Origin of the sequence: Paraneptunicella aestuarii (assembly GCF_019900845.1) — a bacterium.
Classification (GTDB): domain Bacteria; phylum Pseudomonadota; class Gammaproteobacteria; order Enterobacterales; family Alteromonadaceae; genus Paraneptunicella; species Paraneptunicella aestuarii.
In genome coordinates this window covers 2495578-2514631 of sequence record NZ_CP074570.1, presented here as the reverse complement: position 1 = coordinate 2514631, position 19054 = coordinate 2495578, and the positions used below count along the sequence as shown (strand labels likewise).

The window sequence follows — 19054 nt, the reverse complement described above, 5'->3', positions numbered from 1 at the left end:
TTATCTATATTGGCGGGTAAAAGTGGTGAATAAAATGCACCCAAGTGTAAAGATTTAAATAAGATGCTTTTAATTAATTTAGGAAAAGCATAATCTAGCCAATACGTGCATATTGATTGCACGGCCTGAAGTATGTACCGATAGTGGTTATAAAAAGTCTTAAACAGGCTGCAAGTAGTTTTCAAGTAGTAGCGGTAGGGAGTGATGTGATTTATGGATAGTATTGCTTCTGTTTTGGTCACGCATATTTTTGTCTGTTTGATGCTCGCCATCATCTTCTTTGTGACCTGGCGTACAATTGAGCCAAAACTTCACACTTTATGTTGGGGATTGCTCTTTGTTGTTGCTGCTGTAAAAGCCATTCTTAATATATTCCCTGAAATCTTTTATTCTCAAACTTTTTACTGGATTTTTGTTAATGCTATGTCATTGGTGATCCAGGCGCTTGGTTTGGTCGGACACCGCATACGGCGAAACATGGAGCCTTTTCCGAAATGGATTTTAATGTGTTTTGTTTTAGTTGAATTAGCCGTTGTCTGGTTTACCGTAGTGCAGCCTCACATGGGCTTACGCATGGTTTTCATTCCGTACTCCGGTGGCATTATGATGCTGTTTGCCGCATGGATTATTGCAACGCCGTCTCGGCCTGTTCGCGCCGCTGAATGGGGAGCGGTTGCTGTGTATGTCATATTCGCGTTATCACAAATTCTGGCTGGCACTTATGCATTAATGCAGGGAGAATTCCGTGATGACTATTATCTAAATTTATATGCTCAGGTGAATTTTATTTTTCATCCCGGAGCCTTTTCTGGGTTAGGTTTATTTACGGTGCTGATAGTGGCTGATGATCTGGCTGACAGAATGCGTCAGTTGGCGGTGACGGATCAGCTAACCGGGGTGTTTAATCGTCGAGGATTTGAAGAAAAATCTCAAAATACCTTTGCCATTGCCAAACAGCGAAATACCCCGGTGAGCATTGTGGTTGCCGATATTGATCACTTTAAATCCATTAATGACACTTATGGTCACAGTGTTGGGGATGAAGCGATAAAGTTATTTGCTCAAAGACTAAAGCAAGGTATTCGTGAAACCGATATTTTGGGGCGTGTGGGGGGCGAAGAGTTTGTCATATTGCTACCCAATACCGAATTGGAAAGCGCTATGCAATTGGTCGAACGGGTTAGAGAGAATGTTGCCAGTACGCCAGTGCAATGTTTGTCTGATCAAATCGCCATGACGGCAAGTTTTGGTATTGCTCGATTGGGAATTAATGCAGAGTCAATTAAAGAAATGTTGGCGAATGCTGATGGTGCTTTGTATTTAGCTAAAGAAAGTGGCAGGAATCGTGTCGCTGCCTATGCGCCAGTTTAGTAAAAAATAAAAGAGATAAAGAAAAAGCTCCTGAGAGGTGACTCAAAGGAGCTTTTTAATCTTTACATCGCTGTCTTTGCTTTACACATTCAAATCGTAAATGTGACCATCGTAAGAACTGCACTTAAATCCAGTTCCCTGATCATCGGCTGTCACGCAAGACAAACCACAGTTTGTTAAGCGCGTGAAGGCAACATATTGCTCGGTATTCATGTCGAACAAACCTGCATGACCCGTGTAGTCACAGGTGGCTACCATGTTGCTTGAAGGGTTGTAGGCGATACATTTAATCGAATTTTGATGTGGTGTATCAAATACAATGGCTTCATGATTGCGCCAGACTCGCAGTTTTAAATCTCGGCTGATACTGGCAAATTGATCATTACCAACAAAGCTACAGCCATTGGCAATTTTGCTGTGGCCTTCTTCAATCAAGTGGCTACGTTGCAAGTCGCTTAACTGGTTATAAGCCGCACCGGCTGAGGCAGAAACCGAGAATAACTCGGTTGCCGATGTTGCCACATCTTTAATGGCGTTATCGTGAACCTGAATTTCTTTACTGAATTGAATTTTGCCATCGTTGCTCACATCAAAGACCAATACTTCACCAGTATAAGTGCCTACATAGACGAAAGCGCCTGCATCTGTTTTGTGAGTTGCACCACAGTTAAGCGGAGAGCGATGCTGATAAATCACGTCGCCAGTCAAGGCATTAAAGACTTCGCCTGTTTGTCCACCAGTCACAAATACCCCATTTACGGAGGTAATGAAGTTGCATAGGCTGGGTAATGTAGTAACAGGCTCATCGTTCTTCCAGAAAATACCCGCATCACCGATGGAATAGATGTCATCCCCAAGCTTGTATACGGCATTTTTACCGCCAGTGGGGTCGATACCGGACAAATCCCATTCGCTGTTGTTCAAGTTAAGCAACGCATAGCAAGAACCGAAAGTAGCGAATGCTAATTGTTCTTCACCAACAAAAGCACATGAACGAGGCCAGATAACCGGAGGCAGTTTGCTATCCAACTTAAGGTTGAGCTGTTGCTTGTCGTCTAACTGCCAGATCTTAACGGTTCGATCATAGCTTAGGCTGACAAGACGTTTACTGGTTTCGCTGTAAACCAAACGCTTGATCCCGGCGTCATGAGCCTGAAATGTTTGCTGTAATTCACCGCCTTGTAGCAGACTGATTTCGCCTTCGTCGTTACCCGCGAATATCGCCCCGTCGCTGCTCACTACGATAGTGTCGGTTTCAACACCCTCGAAGTCATACATTGCCAGCATTTCACCAGTATTGGCGTTCCAGGTACGAATAGTACCGTCGTCACTGGTACTGACCAGCTGTTCGCCGTCAGCCATCCACTGAACCGTAAGCACATCGGCTTCGTGTCCAAGCAGCACTCGTTGTTGCTTACCTGAACCGTCATAGATGCGAATTGACTTGTCTCTTGAACAGGTGGCAATGGAATCATTGACCGGATTAAAACAGACAAATTCAACATCATCAGTATGTTCATTCAATAAGTGAGTTAAACGCATGGATGGAAGTTGCCATATACGCACCGAGTAATCGCTACTGGTCGAGGCAAGGTATTTGCCATCGGGACGAAATACACATTGGTTGGCCAGGTGGTCGTGTACACCCTGTGCTAATGCGTGTTTAGTTTTCGCATCCCACAGAATGACTTTGTTATCGTAACCTGCTGTTGCGACATACTGATCACCTAGTGAAGCTATCCCGCTGATAGGGGAGTTATGTTTCATCATAATGTTGCACCCACGAATTGTATGAAGGTTGTATCAGAGCTTTTATAAGAAAATTGACGTAGCAATTTTCTATTCTCCATTGAACCAATATCATCGAGAGGTGATGAAATATCTTTGATGTCCCTTGGAAACGATTCTTGTTACTTCATCGCAACATGCGTTTGCTGAAGATGTTCTCTCGACACGAATCTGCACTTAAGAGACAAATAGTAAGAAAATTTACCGAAGCAGGCAATGAAAAAATTTACCCAGACAGTGTTGTTTGTGAAAGACTCAGGGTTAGGAAGTGCCGCTCTAACGGGTAAAATGAAAATAGAGAGGAGAAAACAAAAACAGCGGCTGTCGTATGGCCGCTGTTTTTCTCTCAATCAATAATGAAATCGCTACTTGCTTTGATGATGCCAATCAGCGATAAGTTGTCGCTCTTCTTCTGTCATATTGCTCTTGTTAAGAAAAGGCATATCTTTGCTGACAGATGTACGCTGATAAATCTTATCTTTCCATTGTTGAACCAATTGCCAGTTATCCAGTTTTAAACCCAACGGCGCGGTTTTAAATACATCGTCGGTTGGAGTGGATGAATGGCAACTGACACAATGAGCGTTAATAACCGCAACCACCTGTTCTTGTGAGACCGTTTGAATCTGTCTGGTTTCGTTGCTTTCTGGTGCGCTGGCTGGCCAGGAAACCCAACCGGCAATGGCGAAAAATCCAATAGCACCAGTAACCAAGATCGACGGCTTTTTAATGCCTTGATGCTTCAAGTTAAAGTAATGGCGTATCCAGGCAAGAACAATGCTGATCATAATTAAAATCAGCCAGTTATTTTCGTTTTGATAAGTCATGGGATAATGGTTGCTGATCATGGTGAACAACAAGGGCAGGGTCAGGTAGTTGTTATGAACTGATCTGAGCTTCGCACCGTCTCCCCACGCGGGGTTGATCTCTTGTTTGGCTGCGACGGCTGCCACCATTTTGCGCTGACCAGGAATAATATTGGTGAACACGTTGGCGGCCATTATCGTGCCGATTAGCACACCAATGTGTATGTAAGCCGCGCGAGCACTAAATAAATTTGTGGCTAGCCAGGAAGCAAACGACAGCATCAACACCAAATACACTGCGAACAATAGAGCGTTTTTGTTAAGCGGGCTTCTACATGCTCCTTCGTATAACAACCATCCACCAACAATAAAGCCAATACTGTACATGATTGCTTGTGATGCGTTCATTTCCATGACGTTGGGGTCAATCAGGTAAGCTGACGCACTCAGATAATAGATAAGTGATAACTGCAATATACCGCTTAACCAGGTTGAGTAAGCTTCCCATTTAAACCAATGTAGTGTTTCCGGCATTTTCTCGGGGCCATAGCGATACTTGGCAACTTCATAAAAGCCACCACCATGTACTGCCCATAAATCGCCTTTAATGCCTTTGTCCGCCTTCCATTGAGGCGGTGGCTGCAGGTTGTTATCCAGCCAGATGAAATAGAAAGAAGCGCCGATCCAGGCGACGCCTGCAACAACGTGGAACCATCTAACAGCAAGCTCGAGCCAGTCAAGCAATGGCATGGTGTGTCTCCTTGTTCTTATTCTTAATTGAGTAAAGCATAATCGAAATCATGTTAGTTCTGTTGATACACGGGCTGCCCGGCAATCCAGGTACTTTGGATTGAACGTTCATCGCCAAGCATGCTTAAAGCAAATAAAGTGTCTTCGGGTGTATTCTCGCGTGATTGCATGCGCAGTTCACTTAATTCATTAAAGCTTGGGTTAAGTAGCACAAAGTCTGCCATGGTTCCCGGGTTTAAATTACCAATGTCGGGCAAGCCCAAAGCTGATGCCGAGCCTTGAGTCATCATGTACAAGCCTTTATAGGGATGCAGCGTAATGCTTTGTAGCTGGCATACCTTGTAGGCTTCACCTTGAGTACGTAGCATATTAAAGCTGTCACCAGCACCCACATCGGATGCCAGAGTTACCGGGACTTTGTAACGTTGCGCCTGTTCAATATCAAATAACCCACTGCCTAAAAACAGGTTGGAACGAGGGCAGAAAGCAATGATGGATTGATGCGCGCCTAGTTGCTCCCAAGTGTGCTCTTCCAAATGAATACAATGACCAAATACCGTGCGTTCGTTAACCAGACCGTACTGCTCATAGACATGCAAATAGTCTCTGGAATCGGGGTAGAGGGCTTTTACCCATTCGATTTCGTCCTTGTTCTCACTTAAATGCGTTTGTACATAGACATCATCATAAGACTTAACCAATTCCCCAAGGGCTGTCAGCTGTTCAGGCGTGCTGGTTGGCGCAAAACGTGGCGTAATTGCGTACTTAAGACGGCCTTTGTTGTGCCACTTCTCAATTAATTGAGCGGATTCTTTTTGTGCTGACTCTGCGGTGTCGGACAACCACTCCGGACTGTTTCTGTCCATGCAGACCTTGCCTGTGATCAACTGCATGTTCTTTTCATAAGCAGCGCTAAACAGTGATTCTGCCGAGCATTGATGCACGGTGGCGTAGGCAAGAGCTGTGGTTGTGCCGTTGCTCCAAAGCTGATTGAGGAATTTGTCAGCGATGAATTGGGCGTATTGTGGGTTGGCAAATTTGCGTTCAGTCGGGAACGTATAGTTTTGCAGCCATTCCAGAAGTTGTTCACCATAGCTGGCAATCATCTCGGTTTGAGGGAAGTGCAGGTGAGTGTCAATCAAGCCTGGAATGAGTAATTTGCCACTATGATCTTGTACCGTAAGCGTAGGAAATTCAGATTGTATGTCTGCGGTACTGCCAATGGCTTTAATGCGCTCACCCTCAATCACCAGAATACCATCAGCAAAATACTCAAAGTCTTGCTCTGGTGAAGTTGTGCTATTGGGAAAATGCAGGATACTGGCGCGTATCGCTTTAAGTTCTGCCATTAATGATTAGCTCCCGCGATAACTACTGTAACCAAAAGGCGAAACTAGCAAGGGTACATGGTAATGACCGCCGTCTTCCTGCATTTCAAAATGAATATCAACGAAGGGATAAAAGGACTTGCCATGTTCCGCCTTAAGATATTCACCTGCTTCAAAGCGAATGCAGTAAATGCCGGGCGTAAACTCAATATCACCCCAGTTCTTGCAGCGCCCGTCGTTATCGGTAGAAGCCGTTATTTGCTTGCCATCAGGCGTTGTTAAACATAATGCCATATTGGCTGCCGGAGTGCCTTTAGTGGTATCTAATACATGGCTGGACAGGGTAATCATAGGTTTTTCTCCAAACGCAGCAAGGTAATCTTGATTTGCTCGCTGGCTGCGTTGTGTATTTCTTGTTCTCGTGTGTTGTGAATGCGTTGTTTTAGTGCTGATAACATAGTGTCGGCACTAAGTCCTGTGGCACAGATGATAAATATAAACCCATTTTTATTTGCATATTCATGATTCAAATCATGTAAGGCTTGTAAGGTTTCTTCACTGGCTTGCGCGGTTTGTTCCTGTTCTTTGCTTGCCATGCCTTGAGTATTGGCGAACTTCTTTTTCAGGGAATTGACATCACCAATCATGGGATGTGCATCGAAAGCTTGCAGAAAATCCGTCTCTTGCATGGTTTGCCAAACATTCTGTGCAGTTTCTTTTAGAGCCTGTAATGACTCATAAGGTCGTTGCGCCACCATAGCGTTACACCAGTTTTGTGCGGCACAGGTTTGCTCAAACCACTCATAAGCGGCTTGGGTATCAAGTTGATTTAATTCGGATAAAGTCATAGATAATTATGAACTGTGTTGTTTTTCGAGTTGTTTCACCTGAAGCCATAAGTTCTGTTGCGCTTTTTGCGCCGAGTCTTTTTCAGGAACTTCAGAGGTATCTGTTTTGGTATTCAGCATTTGCACCAGCTGTGCCGCGATGGATATGGCGACTTCTATAGGGCGCTTCCCGGGAATGGAGAGTTCCCCGACAGGGCTTACCAGCTTCTGGACTTGAGCTTCGCTTAAGTCTCTGTGTGCTAATCGTGTCTTAAAACGCCGGGCTTTGGTTTCTGAACCAATCATGCCGACAAAATCAATATTCGGCAGAGTCAGTGCTTTATGGACAATATCAAAATCCAATTGGTGATTATGGGTCATCACCACAATCCAGGCGTTGTCGGATAAATCTTTAAGCTCATAGACGGGCTCGTCTGTGAGTATGGTGCTGACATTCGAGGGGATCTGTTCTGGATGCTCAGGAAACATATTCTCGCGATTATCAATCCATTTAATTTGCAGAGGCAGTTGCGCAATGATGGGAATGAGGGCTTTTGCTACATGACCTGCTCCAAATAAAGCCAGGGTTTGTTGATGTTGTCCTTGAACTTCATACAACACATGAACCGCTCCACCACAACATTGCCCCAGTTTGCTGTCTAGTGGCATTGCTTCGATCTTTTGACCGTTATTTTGGCTGTAATGCGTATCTAAAAGTAGCTCTCTAGCGTTACGCGTAACAAGGTGTTCAAGATGCCCTCCGCCAATAGTATCAAAGGCTTCATCGCTGGTGACGACCATTTTAGTGCCTGTATTACGAGGCGTTGAACCCGCCGTCGCTAATAAGGTAATAAGCACGTAACTTTTGCCTGTTTGATGGCAATGTTGTACTGCGTCGAACCAGTTTTGAGGGCGATTCATAGACTAATTTTCCTGCACTGCGTCAATAGCGGCTAAAACCGATTCAGGGGTTGCTGGCGCATGTAATGGCGGATCCACTTTGTACTGGGTCAAACTGGAAATGGCATCTTTAATTGCACACCAAACGCTTATGGCCAACATAAAGGGAGGTTCACCAACCGCTTTAGACCGGAAGATGGTATCTTCGCTGTTATCTCTGTCTAAAAGCTCAACATTAAATATTTCCGGTGTATCACCAATGGCAGGGATTTTGTAAGTGGCAGGATTGTTACTGGCAAGTTTACCGGTTTCATCCCACACCAATTCTTCAGATGTTAGCCAACCCATTCCCTGAATAAACGCACCTTCAATTTGGCCAATATCCAAAGCCGGGTTAATGCTCTTGCCGGTATCGTGCAGAATATCAACGCGATTGACTTTGTATTCCCCGGTCAGGGTGTCTACCGTGACTTCTGAAAGGGCTGCGCCATAGGCAAAATAGAAAAAGGGACGACCGTTACCGGTATTTCTGTCGTAGAAGATCTTCGGCGTTTTGTAATGTCCTGCTGCGGATAAATGCACACGATCCATATAGGCTTGCTGGATAAATTCAGCAAAATCAACCTGATGCTCGCCAGAGCGAATAGTGCCGTCTTTAAACTCTACAGAATCGGCTGAGACTTCAAAGCGCTGCGCAAAATATTCGGCTAAACGTTGTTTGATAGTAATGCAGGCATTCTGTACCGCTTTACCGTTCAAATCTGTGCCGCTGGATGCCGCAGTTGGCGAGGTGTTCGGTACTTTGTCGGTACGTGTTGCGGTCACTTCAATCATTGCCGCGGGAATACTCATTTCCTGTGCTGCAATTTGCTGGATCTTGGTGTGCAGACCTTGTCCCATTTCTGTACCGCCATGATTCACTTGCATACTGCCATCGGTATAGATATGAACCAGAGCACCGGCCTGATTGAGGTGCTTCACTGTAAAGGAAATACCAAATTTGACGGGCGTTAGGGATAAGCCTTTTTTGATAAAACGATTTTTGGCATTAAAGGCGGTAATCTCTTCGCGACGACGCCAGTATTCAGCCTTGTTTTCCAACTGTTCAATAATCTCTGGCAGCAGAAAATTCTCAACCTGCATACCATATTGTGTGGTATTGCGACCATTTTCTTCGCTATACAGGTTTTGTTTGCGCACTAATAACGGGTCTTTGCCCAAGGTTCTGGCGATCTTGTCCATCATGGCTTCGCCAATCATCATGCCTTGAGGCCCACCAAATCCACGAAATGCAGTGTGTGATACCTGATTAGTACGGCAACGATGACCTTCTATTTTGCAATCGCCAAGGTAATAACCGTTGTCGGTATGGAACATGGCGCGGTCAACAATAGCGTCCGACAAATCGGGAGAATGACCGCAGTTTCCGCTTATCTTTACGTTAGCCGCTTGAATTTGCCCGTTGCTGTCTACGCCCACTTCATATTGATTGGAAAACGGATGGCGCTTTCCGGTCACGATCATATCTTGAGAGCGGGGTAGGCGTAATTTAACCGCGCATTTGTTTTTGGCGGCTAACAATGCTGCGATACATGCCCATTGAGCGGATTGGGTTTCTTTACCGCCAAAAGCACCGCCAGCTCTACGCATTTCAACCACGACCTTATGAAATTTGATATCCAGCACTTCGGCGATGAGTTTTTGTAATTCGGTTGGATGTTGAGTGGAACTGTAAACCGTGATGTTGTCATCTTCACCGGGGATCGCCATAGCGATTTGCCCTTCAAGATAAAGGTGTTCTTGACCACCAATATCCAATGAGCCCTGAATGCGGTGCTCGCAGTTTTTTATGGTCGCATTCGCATCGCCTTGTTGCATGGTATGCATGGGGCGAACAAAGCTATTGGCTTCATGAGCTTGGGCAATGGTTAGGCAAGGTGCTTGTTCTGTAACTTGAATCTTGCCTTTTAGGGCTGCTTGTCTAGCTTCACGGGTACTGTTCGCCAATACGGCAAACACAGGCTGCCCGTGAAATAGAATATGTTCATGTGCCAGAATCGGATCGCCATCAAAGACCGGAGCAATATCAATATGACCGGGAACATCCGCCACAGTCACAACGTCGACAACGCCCGGGCTGTTTCTAACGTCCTCAAGATCAACCTGTTCAAGCTTTCCGGCAGTGTGCTGGCTAATGCCCAGAGCGGCATATTTAATATTGGCCGGTTCTGGCAAGTCATCAATATACAAAGCGCTGCCTGATACCTGCATTGCCGCGCTTTCGTGTTCCAGTGAACGTTTATCTTGTGACGCCGATAGTTGAGTGGTGCGGGTTAGTCTACGCATGTGTAATCACCCTTGTGGCTATCTTGTTGTCAGCCTGACTGGTTTCCAGCCAAAAACGTTTCCAAAGATTCACAATCAGCTTTTGGCGGTAATCGTTGCTGGCTCTTACGTCTGTTATAGGCGAGAAGGAAGTTGCAAGACAATTACGACCTTTGTCGTGGGTGCTGGCTTCTTTCCAGTCAAGACCAACAAGGGCAAAGCTCAGTTTTTTCGCCTCTGAAGGCACGGCGGCAACACCACCGAACCCGCTGGAAATAGAATGAATGTAGCCGTGTTGCGTGCGAATTTTGAATACCGCGCATACGGTTGAAATATCGTCTTCGTAGCGTTTCGATACTTTATAGGCACGTATTACATCGTCAGGATGGCGTTTGGGAATGGAAATGGATTCAATCCATTCGGTCGCTTTTAAATCAGTCTGGCGATAGCCATGGAAGAAGTTGCGAGCCGGTACGGAACGTCTTTGTGTGCCGTCATCAAGGTTTATGCTGGCATTGAGTGCCAGTAAGACGGGAGGGGTATCACCAATAGGGGATGCATTGGCGACATTGCCCCCCATAGTACCTTGATTACGAATCGGCAAAGAGCCTAGTCGCACAAACAGTTCCTCAAGTTCAGGGTAATGTTGCAAAAGTACCGGCAAGAATTTCTGGTAATTAACCGCTGCACCGATGGTTAATGCATCGTTGTTTTGTTCAATAACATTGAGCTCGGTTACATTGCCAAGGTAAATCAGCCCTGAAAAGTCTTTGTAAAGCTGAGTGCTTTCCAATGCCAAATCGGTAGCACCTGCCACTAACTTAGCGGTTGGATGCTGTTTAATGGTTGCGGCTAACTCTTCTCTGTTGGCGGGTAAAAACAGGCGGTCAGTGCCCGGGCGAGAGTCTTGATTTTGCAAGGCTTTTAATTTGGCTATGGTGCCTTGTGCCAGTTTTGCAAACTTGTCTTCCTGATAATGATTACAGGCGTCAAGTGCAGCATCAATAATGGGACGATATCCGGTACAACGACATAAATTACCGGAAAGCGCGTGTTCTATATCAGTACGATCAACCGGCTGTTGCTGCTGGTATTGAGCGAAAATTGACATAACGAAGCCTGGAGTACAAAAGCCGCATTGTGAACCATGATGCTTTACCATGGCTTCCTGTACAGGATGTAGCTCTTTATTGTTGCTGAGATATTCAACGGTTATCAGTTGTTTTCCATGTAATGCGGGCAGAAAGGTAATGCAGCTATTGATGGTTTTATATTCCAGAGAGTCATTGACCGTGTTGTATTCCGCCAGCACTGTCGTACATGCACCGCAATCTCCGGATGCACAACCTTCTTTAGTGCCAGTCATACTTCGGTTTTCGCGTAAGAACTCCAGAACAGTCTGATTGGGAGGAGCTTCGTTGAGGTGTACTGGCTTGTCGTTAAGCAAGAAACTGATCATGGGAAGTTGAGCTGCCGTTTTATCATTTAAAAGTTGACCATTTGGTCAATATATTTATATTTGCAGTGTATAGCAAGATGATTCTGCTTGAGTGGCGTGGGAATTTCGTGGTTAATTAGGCCTTTTCGCGGCTATTTTGCTTGCATTGATGGTGATTCAGCCTGGTAAAGAAAACTATCTAAGCTCTTATATCTAGAAGGAAGTGCGGTGTGGAACAGATGGGTGAACGAATGAGTGGTTCTGACATAAGAACAGCAAATTGTGAAAAGATATTAAGTTCTGCGACGCAAATTTTTGCACGAGAGGGGTTCGGGGGAACCACTGTACAGAAAATTGCGGACGACTGTGGCTTACCAAAAGCCAATGTGCTTTATTATTTCGGTTCCAAAATGAAGCTTTATCAGCAAGTGTTGCGTCGTATCATTGAGCTATGGAATTCAGGATTTGATAAAGCAACCGCCGATGATGATCCAAAAGAAGTTCTGTCCGCCTATATTCGTGAAAAAATGCGCATTTCCCGAGACAAGCCGGAAGCTTCAAAAGTCTTTGCTTTGGAAGTCATTAATGGCGCACCTGTATTAATGCCTTTTTTACAGCAGGATTTATCTGACTGGTTTAAAGCCCGAATTGCACTCATCGAATCCTGGATAGAGCAGGGCAAGATGGCAAAGGTCAATCCGGAATATCTTTTGTTTCAAATATGGGCTTCCACCCAGCACTATGCCGATTTCTCTGTGCAAATTGCAGGATTAAGAGGAGAGCCTCTTGACGATAAGTCATTTCAGGAAGCCACCGATTATCTGATTAATAGCATTTTAGGTGGTTGTGGCCTGGTTTGATTGCTATTTGATTGTTATTAACTGCCACTTAACCTGCTACTCGTAACACGCATTCTGGAGACAATATAAGTATGACAAATCAATATCCTCGCGATTTGATAGGGTATGGTGCTAATCCGCCTCATGCTAACTGGCCTGATAAAGCAAAAATAGCCGTACAATTTGTCTTGAATTATGAAGAAGGCGGCGAGAATTGTACCTTGCACGGCGATGCTCAGTCGGAAATGTTCTTGTCAGAGATCGTTGGTGCGCAGGCATATCCCGATCGTCATTTAAGCATGGAATCTATTTACGAATACGGTTCCAGAGCGGGTTTTTGGCGTTTACATCGGTTACTTACCCAATATCAGGTTCCTGTTACTGTATTTGGTGTAACGATGGCAATGCAGCGTCATCCTGACGCGGTTCAAGCTATGTTAGAGGCGAATTGGGAAATTGCCAGTCATGCTATGCGCTGGATCCACTTTCAGGATATGCCTGAGCAGCAAGAGCGCGACATGATGCAACAGGCGATAGAATTGCATCAGTCCTTAACCGGAAGTAAGCCCGCGGGTTGGTACACAGGTAGAACATCGCCCAATACATTGAAACTAGTAGCTGAACGGGATGACATTCTCTATTGCGCTGATTCTTACGCTGATGATTTGCCTTACTATGATTGCCATTACGGCAAGCCGTTATTGATCGTGCCTTATACCTTGGAAACCAACGATATGCGTTTCGCCACACCTCAAGGCTTTAATACTGGCGAACACTTCTTCCAGTATTTAAAAGATGCGTTTGATGTGTTGTATGAGGAAGGTGCGGAAGCCCCCAAAATGTTGTCTATTGGGTTGCATTGTCGCTTGGTTGGACGCCCGGGACGTATTGCGGGACTAAAGCGCTTTATTGAGTATGTGTTAGGCCATGACAAGGTGTGGTTATGTACGCGCGAACAGATCGCGCGTCATTGGTTGCAGGAGCATCCTTATAAATAATCTCTTATTCTCATGTGTCATCCGCCGACATGGTGGGTGACAACGCCAATAGTGTCAGCAGGTTGTATAAAACCTTTAGCGTAACCGCAGTATCCTCAACGCTAATTGATTCATCCGGATGATGGCTAATGCCGCCAGAGCAGCGCATGAATAACATGCCTATAGGACAGATGTTCGCTACTTCCATGGCATCATGACCCGCTCCTGAAAACAGCGTCAGGGGCTCTATGTCTTCCTTCATGATGGATTCTTGTAATAGTGACTGAAACTTTGGCGCACAAGCGGTGGCTTGCGCTGCGTGAGTTTGATGCCATTCAATAGAAACGCCACTGCTTTGGGATATTTCAAATAACGAATGTTGAATCTGTGCTAGTGCGAAATCGCGTTTTTCATCACTTTCGCTACGAATATCCAGTGAAAAATCGACATCACCGGGTATGACGTTCACGGCATTAGGCTGAACGGTTAAGCGTCCTACCGTGGCAACAACATCATGTTCTTTTGCCAGTTGCTCAATGGCGACGACCATTTTGGCACAGGCGACCATGGCATCCTGACGCATTGCCATTGGCACCGTGCCGGAATGGCCTGCTTTTCCTGTGACTTTAATATTAAAGCGCTTGGCGCCAGCGATAGAGCTTACAATACCTACCGGCAAGGATTCTGCTTCTAATACCGGGCCTTGTTCAATATGGATTTCAAAGAATCCAAGCAGGTCATGTTCGGCTCTGGATGCATTGGCCACCATATCAATATTGAGCTTGAACTGTTCCATCGCTTCTGCCAGGGAAATGCCGGCTTCATCGGTGAGGTTTTGCCAGTGATCTTGCCAACGTCCGGTTACTGCGCGGCTTCCCAGTAAAGTTGTACCGAAACGTGTACCTTCTTCGTCACCAAACCCAACAATATCAATATGGAACGGAAAACGGATCTGATTTTCATTGCAATACTGAATAACGGAAATCGGCGCAACAACGCCAAAGATACCATCATAGATGCCACCATTAGGGACGGTATCCAGGTGGCTGCCAATAATGAGTGTGGGGGCTTCTGTGATATCACTTTGATAACGTCCCCAGATATTTCCTGCTTCATCCTGCCAACTGAACATACCCGCCTGTTCCATCCATCTGGAAACCTGTAGATTGGTTTCAAAATGTTCGGTGGTCAGGTATCGGCGATCCATGTGGCGTTTTGACTGACTAAACTGAGCCAGTTGTTGACAACGATCGTATACCTCTTGGGCAAAAGCTTGAACGTCAGACATTAATGGACATCTCTTTTAAAAAACCGAGTCACTATCGGAGGTGTTGGAAACTATATGAAGCGAGGCGCTTCGAAACAAAGATACGGCGTTATAAATAATATTAAAAAATAATCTATTTATAGTAATAGCTGGGCGAGCATTCTTAACCCAGTGAGCAACAATAACACAGCAAAAAGCTTCTTCAAAACATTACTATCGAGTTTAGAAGCCAGGTTTGCACCTAACGGCGCGCACAAAACGCTTAATGGAATAATACAAGCCAAACCGGGAAAGTTAACCAAACCCAAAGTACCGAAAGGGGCATCTTCGGGAGCTGTACCCAATATGAGCATAGTGATTGCCCCAGGGAGAGAAATCGCTAAGCCGATAGCAGCAGCGGTTCCCACTGCCTTATGAGCCGGATAGCTGCAAGCCGTGAGTATGGGAACCGATAGCGTACCTCCACCGATTCCAATCATGGAGCTAAATGCACCGATGCAAGAGGCAATGATAGCTTGCCCGAATTTACCCGGAAGCGAACTGGCAATGGCCGATTTCGCTGTTCTAAATAGCATATTCAGTGCTGATAGTGTGGCGATAACACCAAATAGAATAGTAAACCAGGTGCCAGGCACTCTGGTGACTAACCAACTCCCAATAAACACACCGACAAAAATTGCAGGAAGCCATTGTTTAAATAGCTGAAAGTCTACGTTGCCTTTTTTATGGTGTGAACGAATCGAACTAATTGAAGTAGGCACAATGCAAGCCAGAGAAGTAGCTGTTGCGATGCCCATTGCACTTTCTGGTGAAACGCCCATGGACTGAAACAGAAAAAACAAAACAGGCACAATCACAATGCCTCCACCAACGCCAAATAGACCAGCAAGTAGCCCGGCAAATACGCCTGCTGCAGCGAGTGAAAGGACAATTGGTAGGTATTGTTCAATCATTGACTATACTTATTGATGTTAGGAGGCTCAGGATTATTTCACATCATAAAGCATTAAGCCAAAAGCATTATCTAAATCAATGTTTCAAATACGATTTTTGATAGCGTTTTTTATAAGAGGAAACTCGTATCTTTACCGTTTTTGGAACCGATGCGTTTGGTCAAAATGACACATGGGTCTGGAACAGTCTTTTATGTAGCTGTCGTTAATTTTTTAAGTTCGACAATTTGAGGTACTAAATGGCGGGGTCGCTTTTTGAGTTTGCAGAGCAGCGTAAGGATGACCGAATTCATTCTGAGCGAGAAAAACCTTTAATACAGGGAGAGCCTTGGCATGTGTTGGTTGTTGATGATGAACCTTACATGCATGATGTCACTAAGCTGGTACTTGTTGAATTTAGCTATGACGGGCGCCCTATAGAACTGACTCATGCCTATACTGCTCGCGAAGCTCGCTCTGTTTTGGAAGCAAGCAATAAATATGCGGTGCTTTTGCTTGATGTGGTTATGGAGGAAGATGACTCCGGATTAGAGTTGGTAAATTATATCCGTAATGAATTAAAGAATAACCTCATTCGTATCATCCTCCGTACCGGTCAGCCGGGTCAGGCTCCAGAACTTAAAGTGGTGCTGGATTATGATATTAATGATTATCGGGAAAAGTCAGAACTTACGGTCGAAAAACTGATCTCTTGCCTTACTAACGCCTTGCGTTCTTATCGTGACATTAAAACTATTCATGAGTTGCTACAAACCAAGACTGATCTGCAACAGAAGTTATCGGAACATAACAAGGAACTTTTGTTACTTACCAATAATTTACGTGACGAAGTGCGTGAGCGTACCCATGCACAAAAAAAATTGGCGCTTAGCAATGCCAAGTTGGAATCCATCATCAATAATTCTGCCACCTTGATTTCCCTTAAAAATGTCGACGGTGAATATGAGTTGGCTAATCAGGCTTTTAGTTCGCAACTTGTATTTAAGTGCGAAAACATTATAGGTAAGAAAGATAGCGATATTTTCGAAGACGATATCGCTTCAATGATCCAGTACAACGACCAGAAAGTTGCGCAAACATTACAGCCAATACAATGTGAAGAGCTATTACCAACAACATCGGGTGAGCATTTCTTTCTATGCATTAAATTTCCATTGTTAGATGCTAAAGGCAACTTACTGAGTATCTGCACAATTTGTACTGATATTGCAGAGCGTCTTGATGCTCATAATGAAATTTTACGCTTGGCTCAACATGATGCTCTTACTGATTTACCCAATCGCTCATTGTTTATTGACCGGATGAAACAAGCGGTTGAACGTGTCGAACGTAATGAACGCCACTTTGCTGTGTTGTTTATTGATTTGGATAAATTCAAGAATATAAACGACACATTGGGACACCAATACGGCGATAAAGTATTAATTGAAGTCGCTCATCGTCTCAGAGGGCTATTGAGAGCTGAAGATTCCGTTTGCCGTCTGGGAGGTGATGAATTTGCGGTTTTATTGGTTGATTTGGCTCAAGAATACGATGCACTAAAAGTCACCATGAAGATTCACGAATCACTTTCGGCACCTTATGAGTTTGATGGCATTGTTATGCATGTGACACCCAGTATCGGGATTAGTTGCTGCCCAAGAGATGGAAAAGATGTACAGGTGCTTTTGAAAAAATCCGATATCGCCATGTATAGAGCCAAAAAGCAAGGACGTAATGGATATCACTTTTACATAGAAGAAGACGATGTTCAGGTTCGTAAGCGGATCACGCTTGAGATGGAAATGAGAGACACGCTAAACAATCATATCTCCCGATTACAGTTGGTATATCAGCCAAAATTAAATGTATCTACTGGTGATATCCGAAGTGTTGAAGCATTGTTACGCTGGAACCATCCTTCAAAAGGCGTGGTTAAGCCTTATGATTTTGTGCCTATGCTGGATGAGATCGGATTAATGGTTGAGGTTGGACAATGGGTTTTGCAAGAAGCCTGCGACTTTGCGGTTCGAAAGGCAAAAGAAGGGAACCCTATGGTGGTTGGTGTTAACTTATCACCAACACAGGTTTATCAGGATGGCTTCATCACAAAACTATGCCGCATCATAGAGTCTTCGGGGTGTCAGCCAGAGTGGTTAGAACTGGAGTTGACGGAACAAACACTCATTCAAGATGGTGAAATTATTAAGGATGTGCTGGAAAGAGTTTCTGCTTTGGGGGTACGCATCGCCATCAATAACTTTGGTATCGGTTATTCATCATTAAATCTGCTTCGTGAATTACCCGTTAATTCTTTAAAACTGGATAGGAAATTAATTAAAGATGCGCTGACTCAGCTACCCGATGAAGCCATGTTAAAGGCGATAGTGCATTTTGCTAATCGCCTTAAGATGGATGTCATTGCCGAGGGAATTGAGACGAAAGAGCAGTATCAGCTATTTCATTCTATGCTAATGGGAGAAGAGTTGGGTTTTGTGCAAGGCTTTTTATTCAGTCAACCTGTCGGTGAAAATGAGCTAGGGGAAGCGATTACGCTGTCTGGTGATAAATGGAGAAAGCTTGGTCAATAATGAAGATGTTAATTCCTTATGTTAGAGCTTTAAAAACTTTAGTGTTTACTCGATTAGGGAAAATTGGCTGGGTAATACTGTGCGTTGGGTTATCTGCCAGTTTGACTTCTTGCATGCCGGAACCGACAAATCAGTCTAAAGGTACAATACGTGTATCAATAGTGCCTGATCAGGAGCCGGATATTATTCGCGAGCGAGTTAAGAATTTTATGGCTTATCTGGAAAAGGAAACCGGCTATAAATTTGAAGTTATCGTACCTACGGAATACCAGCAAACATTAGTGATGTTTTTGCAGAAAAATGTCGATATGGCCTGGTTTGGCGGTTACACCTTTGTTAAGGCGAGTCAAATGGGAAATGCGGTTCCTTTGATTTCCCGTGCTGCCGATGCCGAGTTTAAAAGCGTTGTTATTGTTCGTTCTGATTCACCATACACCACATTGTTTGATTTGAAGGATAAGCGCTTTAGTTTTGGTTCTCGCTTATCAACATCTGCGCATTTAATGCCTCGTGCGTTTTTTAAACGCGTGCAAATAGAACCTGAGTCGTTTTTCTCTCAGGTTGAGTATTCTGGAGCGCACGATAAAACTGTGGAGTGGGTAAACAATGGAAAAATAGATGCCGGAGTTCTTAATCCTCTAGTTTTACAAAGCATGCATCTTGATGGACGAATTGATCCGACGAAAATTCGGGTTATTTGGCGCTCTCCAAGCTATCAGGATTATGTGTGGGCTGTACAACCCACCATGGGTGAGGATTTGATAAACAAGATCCGTGATGCATTTTTAAAGCTGTCATACAGTAATGAAAAGGATAAACAACTGCTTAACGATATGTCGGCGCATCATTATGTGCCTGTAGGAAATGCTGACTTTAGCGTGTTGAGTCAGATTATTGATGAATTAGATATGTGAG

At 44.5% G+C, this 19054-nt stretch carries 15 protein-coding genes; 5 read left to right on the top strand and 10 right to left on the bottom strand.

What is annotated here, in order from left to right; all coding sequences use genetic code 11:
* Positions 1–213 precede the first annotated feature (213 nt).
* The gene (locus KIH87_RS10265; protein WP_232357800.1) at positions 214–1371 is read left to right on the top strand and encodes a GGDEF domain-containing protein; all 1158 of its coding nucleotides are present in this window, start codon (positions 214–216) and stop codon (positions 1369–1371) included.
* Between the two features lie 81 nt (positions 1372–1452).
* Here the strand turns inward: KIH87_RS10265 and KIH87_RS10260 are convergent, their stop codons facing one another.
* The 8 genes from KIH87_RS10260 to xdhA all read right to left on the bottom strand — a co-directional run bounded on the left by KIH87_RS10260 (position 1453) and on the right by xdhA (position 11554).
* Positions 1453–3141: a WD40 repeat domain-containing protein gene (locus KIH87_RS10260; protein ID WP_232357799.1), complete on the bottom strand. Its 1689-nt coding sequence runs from the start codon at positions 3139–3141 to the stop codon at positions 1453–1455.
* A 383-nt stretch (positions 3142–3524) separates the two neighbouring features.
* Positions 3525–4715 carry a urate hydroxylase PuuD gene (locus KIH87_RS10255; RefSeq protein WP_232357798.1) on the bottom strand — a complete coding sequence of 397 codons (1191 nt, stop codon included), beginning with the start codon at positions 4713–4715 and terminating at the stop codon, positions 3525–3527.
* Between the two features lie 53 nt (positions 4716–4768).
* Complete coding sequence (guaD, locus tag KIH87_RS10250; protein ID WP_232357797.1) at positions 4769–6064, bottom strand: guanine deaminase; 1296 nt, start codon at positions 6062–6064, stop codon at positions 4769–4771.
* Between the two features lie 6 nt (positions 6065–6070).
* A complete protein-coding gene (gene uraH / locus KIH87_RS10245) occupies positions 6071–6394 on the bottom strand; it encodes a hydroxyisourate hydrolase (RefSeq protein ID WP_232357796.1) in 324 nt (107 codons plus the stop codon).
* Positions 6391–6891: a 2-oxo-4-hydroxy-4-carboxy-5-ureidoimidazoline decarboxylase gene (gene uraD, locus KIH87_RS10240; protein WP_232357795.1), complete on the bottom strand. Its 501-nt coding sequence runs from the start codon at positions 6889–6891 to the stop codon at positions 6391–6393. The genes uraH and uraD overlap by 4 nt, the downstream gene beginning before the upstream one ends.
* 6 nt (positions 6892–6897) lie before the next feature.
* Positions 6898–7791, bottom strand: coding sequence for a xanthine dehydrogenase accessory protein XdhC (gene xdhC / locus KIH87_RS10235; protein WP_232357794.1), 894 nt, complete (start codon positions 7789–7791; stop codon positions 6898–6900).
* 3 nt (positions 7792–7794) lie between these two features.
* Positions 7795–10116: a xanthine dehydrogenase molybdopterin binding subunit gene (xdhB, locus tag KIH87_RS10230; protein WP_232357793.1), complete on the bottom strand. Its 2322-nt coding sequence runs from the start codon at positions 10114–10116 to the stop codon at positions 7795–7797.
* The gene (xdhA, locus tag KIH87_RS10225) at positions 10109–11554 is read right to left on the bottom strand and encodes a xanthine dehydrogenase small subunit (RefSeq protein WP_232357792.1); all 1446 of its coding nucleotides are present in this window, start codon (positions 11552–11554) and stop codon (positions 10109–10111) included. The genes xdhB and xdhA overlap by 8 nt, the downstream gene beginning before the upstream one ends.
* A 218-nt stretch (positions 11555–11772) precedes the next feature.
* On the opposite strand from xdhA, the gene KIH87_RS10220 reads away from it, so the two are divergent.
* Positions 11773–12393 carry a TetR/AcrR family transcriptional regulator gene (locus KIH87_RS10220; RefSeq protein WP_232361462.1) on the top strand — a complete coding sequence of 207 codons (621 nt, stop codon included), beginning with the start codon at positions 11773–11775 and terminating at the stop codon, positions 12391–12393.
* Between the two features lie 71 nt (positions 12394–12464).
* Positions 12465–13370: an allantoinase PuuE gene (gene puuE, locus KIH87_RS10215; RefSeq protein ID WP_232357791.1), complete on the top strand. Its 906-nt coding sequence runs from the start codon at positions 12465–12467 to the stop codon at positions 13368–13370.
* A gap of 10 nt (positions 13371–13380) precedes the next feature.
* On the opposite strand, the gene KIH87_RS10210 is transcribed toward puuE, so the two are convergent.
* Entirely contained in the window at positions 13381–14637 is a 1257-nt protein-coding gene (locus KIH87_RS10210; RefSeq protein ID WP_232357790.1) for an allantoate amidohydrolase, read from the bottom strand.
* 116 nt (positions 14638–14753) lie between these two features.
* Positions 14754–15569, bottom strand: a complete 816-nt coding sequence (locus tag KIH87_RS10205; RefSeq protein ID WP_232357789.1) for a sulfite exporter TauE/SafE family protein — start codon at positions 15567–15569, stop codon at positions 14754–14756.
* A 239-nt stretch (positions 15570–15808) separates the two neighbouring features.
* Between KIH87_RS10205 and KIH87_RS10200 the strand changes: the two genes are divergently transcribed.
* Both KIH87_RS10200 and phnD read left to right on the top strand, forming a co-directional pair.
* Entirely contained in the window at positions 15809–18139 is a 2331-nt protein-coding gene (locus KIH87_RS10200; RefSeq protein ID WP_232357788.1) for an EAL domain-containing protein, read from the top strand.
* Entirely contained in the window at positions 18139–19053 is a 915-nt protein-coding gene (gene phnD / locus KIH87_RS10195; protein WP_232357787.1) for a phosphate/phosphite/phosphonate ABC transporter substrate-binding protein, read from the top strand. Before KIH87_RS10200 ends, phnD begins: the two co-directional genes overlap by 1 nt.
* The last annotated feature ends 1 nt before the right edge of the window (position 19054 follow it).